6 protein-coding genes and 1 pseudogene are annotated in these 6,503 nt (G+C 74.5%); 4 read left to right on the top strand and 3 right to left on the bottom strand.

Going from position 1 to position 6,503, the window contains the following annotated elements:
* Both D8M29_RS07330 and D8M29_RS07325 read left to right on the top strand, forming a co-directional pair.
* Positions 1-937, top strand: a 937-nt coding sequence (locus D8M29_RS07330) for an anthranilate synthase component I family protein (RefSeq protein ID WP_148111542.1), incomplete at its 5' end; no start/stop codon positions are given.
* 113 nt (positions 938-1,050) lie between these two features.
* Positions 1,051-1,953 carry an NAD-dependent deacylase gene (locus D8M29_RS07325; RefSeq protein WP_060973407.1) on the top strand — a complete coding sequence of 301 codons (903 nt, stop codon included), beginning with the start codon at positions 1,051-1,053 and terminating at the stop codon, positions 1,951-1,953.
* On the opposite strand, the gene D8M29_RS07320 is transcribed toward D8M29_RS07325, so the two are convergent.
* The 3 genes from D8M29_RS07320 to D8M29_RS07310 all read right to left on the bottom strand — a co-directional run bounded on the left by D8M29_RS07320 (position 1,880) and on the right by D8M29_RS07310 (position 5,110).
* Complete coding sequence (locus tag D8M29_RS07320; protein ID WP_081097679.1) at positions 1,880-3,286, bottom strand: deoxyguanosinetriphosphate triphosphohydrolase; 1,407 nt, start codon at positions 3,284-3,286, stop codon at positions 1,880-1,882. The genes D8M29_RS07325 and D8M29_RS07320 overlap by 74 nt on opposite strands.
* Positions 3,279-4,574 carry a tRNA dihydrouridine synthase DusB gene (gene dusB / locus D8M29_RS07315; protein ID WP_230956166.1) on the bottom strand — a complete coding sequence of 432 codons (1,296 nt, stop codon included), beginning with the start codon at positions 4,572-4,574 and terminating at the stop codon, positions 3,279-3,281. The genes D8M29_RS07320 and dusB overlap by 8 nt, the downstream gene beginning before the upstream one ends.
* 119 nt (positions 4,575-4,693) lie before the next feature.
* Complete coding sequence (locus tag D8M29_RS07310; protein ID WP_095353462.1) at positions 4,694-5,110, bottom strand: ankyrin repeat domain-containing protein; 417 nt, start codon at positions 5,108-5,110, stop codon at positions 4,694-4,696.
* Between the two features lie 139 nt (positions 5,111-5,249).
* Between D8M29_RS07310 and D8M29_RS07305 the strand changes: the two genes are divergently transcribed.
* A complete protein-coding gene (locus D8M29_RS07305) occupies positions 5,250-6,272 on the top strand; it encodes an LLM class flavin-dependent oxidoreductase (RefSeq protein WP_127435293.1) in 1,023 nt (340 codons plus the stop codon).
* Positions 6,269-6,503: pseudogene (locus tag D8M29_RS07300) on the top strand (MFS transporter); the annotation flags it as partial. The gene D8M29_RS07305 and the pseudogene D8M29_RS07300, both read left to right, overlap by 4 nt.

Raw genomic sequence — 6,503 nt, 5'->3', positions numbered from 1 at the left:
CGACGTCGTCGTGCCCCCGCCGCGGGACGCCGGCCCGGGGCCGCGGGCCGATGAGGAGGCGCCGGGCACGTGGCGCGAGGACCGGGCGGCGTACGCCGAGCAGATCGCCCGTTGCCGCGCCGCGCTGCATGCCGGCGACTCCTACGAGCTGTGCCTGACCACCCGCTTCGACGCCGATCCCGGGCTGCGCGTGAACCCGCTGGTCCTGTTCCACGAGCTCGCCGCGCACCAGCCGGCCCCGTACGCGGCGCTGCTGGAGCACGGCACGGGCGCCCGCCGGTGGGCCGTGGTCTCTGCCTCACCGGAGCGGTTCCTCGCCGGGCGCGAGGGCCGGTACAGCACCAAGCCGATCAAGGGCACGGCCGCCCGCCTGCCGGACCCGGCCGGGGACGCCGAGGCCGCCCGCGCGCTCGCCGCCGACCCCAAGACGCGCGCCGAGAACCTCATGATCGTGGACCTGCTGCGCAACGACCTCTCCCGGGTGTGCGAGCCCGGCTCCGTGCAGGTGCCCTCCCTCATGGCGGTGGAGAGCTACGCGAGCGTCCACCAGCTCGTCTCCACGGTCACGGGCACGGCACGGGCCGGCGTCGAGCCCGTGGACGTGGTGCGGTCGCTGTTCCCCGGCGGGTCGATGACGGGCGCGCCGAAGCGCCGCAGCGTCGAGCTGCTGGCCGCGTGGGAGGCCTCCCCGCGCGGGGTCTACTCCGGGGCGCTGGGGATGCTGAGCGCGGACGGGACGACGTCGTTGTCCGTCGTGATCCGCACGGCCGTGCTCGCCGGGGGCCGCTGGTCCGTGGGGGCCGGCGGGGCGATCGTCGCGGACTCTGACCCGGCCGCCGAGCACGACGAGGTCCTCCTCAAGGCCCGCGGCCTGCGCCGGGCCCTCGCCCGCGCCGCCGGCACGGGCCTGCCGACGACGGCGCCCGACATCGCCTGACCCCACCCTGTGGTTCGGGGGCGATATTCGGCGGTATTCCGACGGAATAACGCCGCAAACCGCCCCCGAACAAGGGGAGGCGACCACCCGTGCGGCCTGCCTAGGCTGGGGACATGGCCGATCCGCACCCCGTCCTCGCCGCCTCCGCCCCCGACCTCGACCCTGACGCGCTGGACGCCGTCCGCGCGCTCGTGGCCGCCGCCGAGCGTCCCGTGGTGCTCTCCGGGGCGGGGATGAGCGCCGAGTCCGGCATCCCCACGTTCCGCGACGCCCGGACCGGCCTGTGGGAGCGATTCTCCGCGGAGGAGCTCGCCACGGAGGAGGCGTTCCTCGCCGATCCCGCGCTTGTGTGGTCCTGGTACCGGTGGCGTGCCCGGATGGTGCGAGCCCGCCGACCCAACCCGGGGCACGACGCCGTCGCCGCCTGGCAGCGCCGCACACCCGGTCTGGAGGTGGTCACCCAGAACGTGGACGACCTGCACGAGCGCGCCGGCGCCCGGGTCCTCGCACACCTGCACGGCTCCCTGTTCGAGCACCGCTGCGCCGAATGCTGGGCCCCCGCCGACGTCGACCCGGGCGCGCCCGCGGACGAGGCGACGGCCGGCTCCGAGGCCGACCTCGAGGCGATGCTCCGCGAGGCACCGCCGGCCTGCACCGTGTGCGGGGACGGGCTGATCCGCCCGGGGATCGTGTGGTTCGGGGAGATGCTGCCGGCCGAGCCCTGGGACCGGGCGTTCGCCGCGCTCGAGGACTGCGACCTGTGCGTCGTCGTCGGCACCTCGGGCATCGTCCAGCCGGCGGCGTCCCTGCCGTTCGTGGCGCTGGGGGCCGGGGCCGCCGTCGTCGAGGTGAATCCGGTGGAGACCGAGCTGAGCGGCGCGGTCACGCACGTCCTGCGGGGTCCCGCCGGCGCGGTGCTTCCCGCGCTGCTGGACCCGCCGGTCAGAGCCAGACGCGCCGGAACTCCGCGCCCTGCACCAGGGTGTGATGCCACTCGACGGCGGTCGAATCGGTGAGCGAGGCGATCTGGTCGATCACCACGCGCCGCCGGGCTGCGTCGTCGGGGGCCTGCGCCCAGTCGAACGCGAACATCGGCTCGAGGTACCGGTCCCCCGTCGCGTCGAGCAGCGTCACGAGCTCCGCGAGCACCTCGCGCTGCCGCGCGTAGAGCGGCTGGCGCTGCTCGGCGGTCATCACGTAGGCCGCCGCGATGCCCTTCATCACGGCGATCTCGGTCTCCGTCTCCTCGGGCACCACGACGTCGGCGCCGTGGCGGGTGAGCGGCTCGTTGCCGAACACCTGACGCGTGGCGTCGAAGGCGGCGCTGCAGAACCGGCCGATCAGCTGGCTCGTCATGTCCTTCATCGCCGCCAGCGCCCGCCGGGAGCCGTCCATCTCGGAGACCCACACGTCGGTGGCCTCGAGGCGGGCCAGGGCCGCGTCGACCTCGGCCGGGTCCGTGTGCGGCAGGTACCACTGGCGGGTGGTCTCCACGACGCGCTCCCGGTGCTCCGGGATGGCCAGCCACTTGAGCTGGAACACGGCGTTGACCACGCCGTCCTCGACGTCGTGCACGGAGTAGGAGATGTCGTCCGCGAGGTCCATGACCTGGGCCTCCATGGACGTGCGCGTGCCGGGCACCCCGGCGCGGAACCAGCGGAACACGGGCAGGTCGTCCTCGTAGACGCCGAACTTGCGCGAGCGCGTGCCGTCGGGGCGCAGCGGGGCGTCCTCACGGGTCCACGGGTACTTGCATGCGGCGTCGAGGGCGGCGCGCGTGAGGTTCAGGCCCGCGGAGGAGCCGTCCGCGAAGAGCTTCTTCTGCTCGAGGCGGGCCAGCAGGCGCAGGGTCTGGGCGTTGCCCTCGAAGCCGCCGACGTCCTCGCTGAGCGCGTCGAGCGCCTTCTCCCCGTTGTGCCCGAAGGGCGGGTGGCCGAGGTCGTGGGACAGGCAGGCGGTGTCCACGAGGTCGGGGTCGCAGCCCAGCGACCGGCCGAGCTCACGCCCCACCTGCGCCACCTCGAGCGAGTGCGTCAGGCGGGTGCGGGCGAAGTCGTCCGCGTCCGGGGCGACCACCTGGGTCTTGGCCCCCAGCCGGCGCAGGCCCGCGGAGTGCAGCACGCGGGCACGATCCCGCTCGAAGTCCGAGCGGTACGAGGACTTGGGCGGCTCGGGCAGCCACCGCTCCCGGTCCCACGGCGTGTAGCCGGGGGTCTGCACGGCGCGGCCGGCATACGGGGGCCGGCCTTCCGGGCCGAACAGCACCGGCTGGTGGGCGGCGCCGGTCCAGGGCGACGACGGCGCGGCGGGCGTTCCGGCGGCGGGCTCCGGCGTCGTGGGCTCAGCCACCGGAGACGTCCAGCTCGGCGGCCTGGATCATGGCCTGCTGCTCGGCATTGAGCTCGCGGGAGTCGAGCCAGCCGTCCGGCAGGTGCGGGCGCTTGGGGGCGCCGGCCCGGCCGCGCGGGCCCTCGGCGGCCTCGCCCGGGTAGGGCTGGCCCCGGTCCACGCGGGCGAGGATCTCGCCCAGCGTGGCCAGGTCCGGGACGGTGGACAGCGCGGTGCGGATCTCCGAGCCCACGGGGTAGCCCTTGAAGTACCAGGCCACGTGCTTGCGGATGTCCCGCAGCGCCTTCGTCTCGTCGCCGCCGAAGGTGTCCACGAGCAGCTCGGCGTGGCGGTACAGCGTGTCCGCGACCATGCCCAGGGTCGGCTGGAACCGGTCCTGGCGGCCCTCGAACGCGGCCTGCAGGTCCCCGAACAGCCAGGGCCTTCCCTGGCAGCCGCGGCCGATCACGACGCCGTCCACGCCGGTCTGCTCGACCATCGCGATGGCGTCCTCCGCGGACCAGATGTCGCCGTTGCCGAGCACGGGGATGTCCGGCAGGGCCTCGCGCAGCCGGGCGATGTCGTCCCACACGGCGGTGCCCGAGTAGAACTGGCGGGTGGTGCGGCCGTGGAGGGCGACGGCGGCGACGCCGAGGTCGCGGGCCGTGCGGCCGGCGTCGAGGAAGGTCAGGTGGTCCTCGTCGATGCCGCGGCGCATCTTCACGGTCACCGGGATGTCCTTCTTGGCCGCCTCGGTCACGGCCGCCTTGACGATGGAGGCGAACAGCTCCGCCTTCCACGGCAGGGCGGAGCCGCCGCCGCGCCGGGTCACCTTGGGCACGGGGCAGCCGAAGTTCATGTCGATGTGGTCGCAGCGGTCCTCCTCGACCAGCATGCGCACGGCGGCACCCGTGGTGACCGGGTCCACGGAGTAGAGCTGCACGGAGCGGGGCACCTCGTCCGGGTCGTGCTGGATGATCCGCATCGACTCGGGCTTCCGCTCGACCAGCGCGCGGGCCGTGACCATCTCGTTGACGTAGAGGCCGCCACCGTACTCGCGGCACAGGCGGCGGAACGCCGTGTTGGTGATGCCGGCCATCGGGGCGAGCACCACGGGGACGTCGATGGTCAGCGGCCCCAGCCGCAGCGGGGGCAGGGCCAGGCGGTCCGTCGTCGGGGCGGGGTGGCGGGCCTCGTGGAGCTGATCGTCGTCGGCGATGCGCCGACCCGCGCCGGCGGACTTGGCGTAGTGCGCGACGTCGTCGGCGTCGGTCACCGCCGCGGCGGGGAGGGTGTGGGAAGAAGTCATGTCGGACCCCATTCTTCCATTCCGCCCGGCACCCGCGTCACCGTGCCCCACGACGAGGCCCGCTGGGAGGCGATCACCGAGGCACCCCGCCGGGACGGGCAGACCATCCTCCCGGCGGGTCAGGCCTCCGACGCCGGCGCCGCGTCCTCGCCGTCGAGCACCGCCAGCAGGTCCGCACCGGCGAACATCTGAGCGGTCTGGCGCGCCGAGGGGGTGCCCGCGTCCGGGTCCGCCCCGGCAGCCAGCAGATGCCGCATCGAGGCGACATCCCGCTTGAACGTGGCGCAGGTCAGGGCGCGCTGGCCGCGATCGTTGGCGTGCTCGATCTCGGCGCCGGCCTCGATCAGCATCGCCACCGTGTCCGGGTGCTGGTGATAGGCGGCGAGCGTGAGGAAGGAGTCGCCCGCGTGGTTGCGCAGGCGCGTGCTCACCCCGGCGTCCAGGTATGCCTTCAGCTGGGCCGTGTCCCCGTCCCGCGCCATGTCGAAGAGCCGGTTCGCCAGCTCGATGTCCTTCTCGCTCCACTGCTCACTCATGCCCGCCAGTATGGCGGACGCCGCGACGATCGACCGCTCCGCAGCGACATCTCCGCGGGTCTGCCCGCAGGTGATGTCGCCGGCCGGCGGTCAGACGAGCACCGGGAACAGCCCCGCCCGCCCCGCGGTTGCACCCGGCATGACCCGCAAGCACCTCGGCTTCCTCAACTTCGGCCACTGGATCCACCGTCCCGGCGCCGAACCGGACGCGCGGCAGGCCCTCGACGACGTCGTCGCCATGGCCGTGGCCGCCGAGGACGCCGGACTCGACGGCGCCTGGCTCCGCGTCCACCACTTCCAGCGGATGTTCTCCTCGCCGTTCCCGATCCTCGCCGCGATGGCCGCCCGCACCGAGCGGATCAGCCTCGGCACCGGCGTGATCGACCTGCGGTATGAGAACCCCCTGTACATGGCCGAGGCCGCGGCCACCACGGACCTCATCTCCGGCGGCCGGCTCGAGCTCGGCGTCTCCCGCGGCTCACCCGAGGCCGCCCTCGACGGCCAGGCGCAGTTCGGCTACGCCCTCGACGAGGGGCAGACCTGGGCCGACGTGACCCGAGAGCGCGGACGCCGGTTCCTCTCGGCCGTGCGCGGCGAGGGCATCGCAACGCCGGACCTCACCTCCGGCTGGGCGCACAGCTCGCAGCCGCTGCGGATCGAGCCGCACTCCCCCGGGCTCGCGGACCGCATCTGGTGGGGGTCCGGCTCCGTGGGCTCGGTGGCCGGCGCCGCCGCGGACGGCTACAACATGCTCTCCTCCACGCTCCTGCTCCAGGACGACGGCCGCCCCTTCCACGTCCAGCAGGCCGACCAGATCGCCCGCTACCGGGAGGCCTTCGCCGCGGCCGGCCACGCCGGTCCGGGCCGCACGGCGGTCACGCGCTCCGCGTTCGTCATCCAGGACCGGGAGGACGAGCTGTACTTCGGCCGGGAGCGGGCCTCGCGCGACTCCTCCGGCATGCTCGAGGGCGGCGCCGCCCGCTCCGGCCCGACCTATGCCGGGTCCGCCGAGGAGGTCGCGGAGAAGCTCGCCGCCGACGACGCCGTCGCCGCCGCCGACTGGGTCCTGTTCGCCAACCCCAACCAGCTCGGGGTCGAGTACAACGCGAAGATCTTCGCCGGCTGGGCGGAGGTCTGGCGCCTGCTCGGCTGGGATGCATGAGCCAGGCCCCGCCGCACCTCCCGACCGCCGACGACGGCTTCGCCCGAGCCCGTCGCGCGCGCTGGGCCGTCACCGCCGCCTTCGCGACGAACGGCGCCCTGCTCGGCGCGCTCATCCCGCACTACCCGGAGGCCAAGGCCGCGTTCGGCCTGGACCCGGCCGCGTTCGGCCTGCTCGTCATCGCGCTCGCCGTGGGCGGCACGCTCGCCGGGCCCCTGCCCGCGCCGATCA

The organism is Micrococcus sp. HSID17227 (genome assembly GCF_003989405.1).
In the GTDB taxonomy this organism is placed as follows: Bacteria; Actinomycetota; Actinomycetes; order Actinomycetales; family Micrococcaceae; genus Micrococcus; species Micrococcus luteus.
The sequence above is the reverse complement of the archived record's forward strand: the minus strand, read 5'-3'. Positions and strand labels throughout refer to the sequence as shown.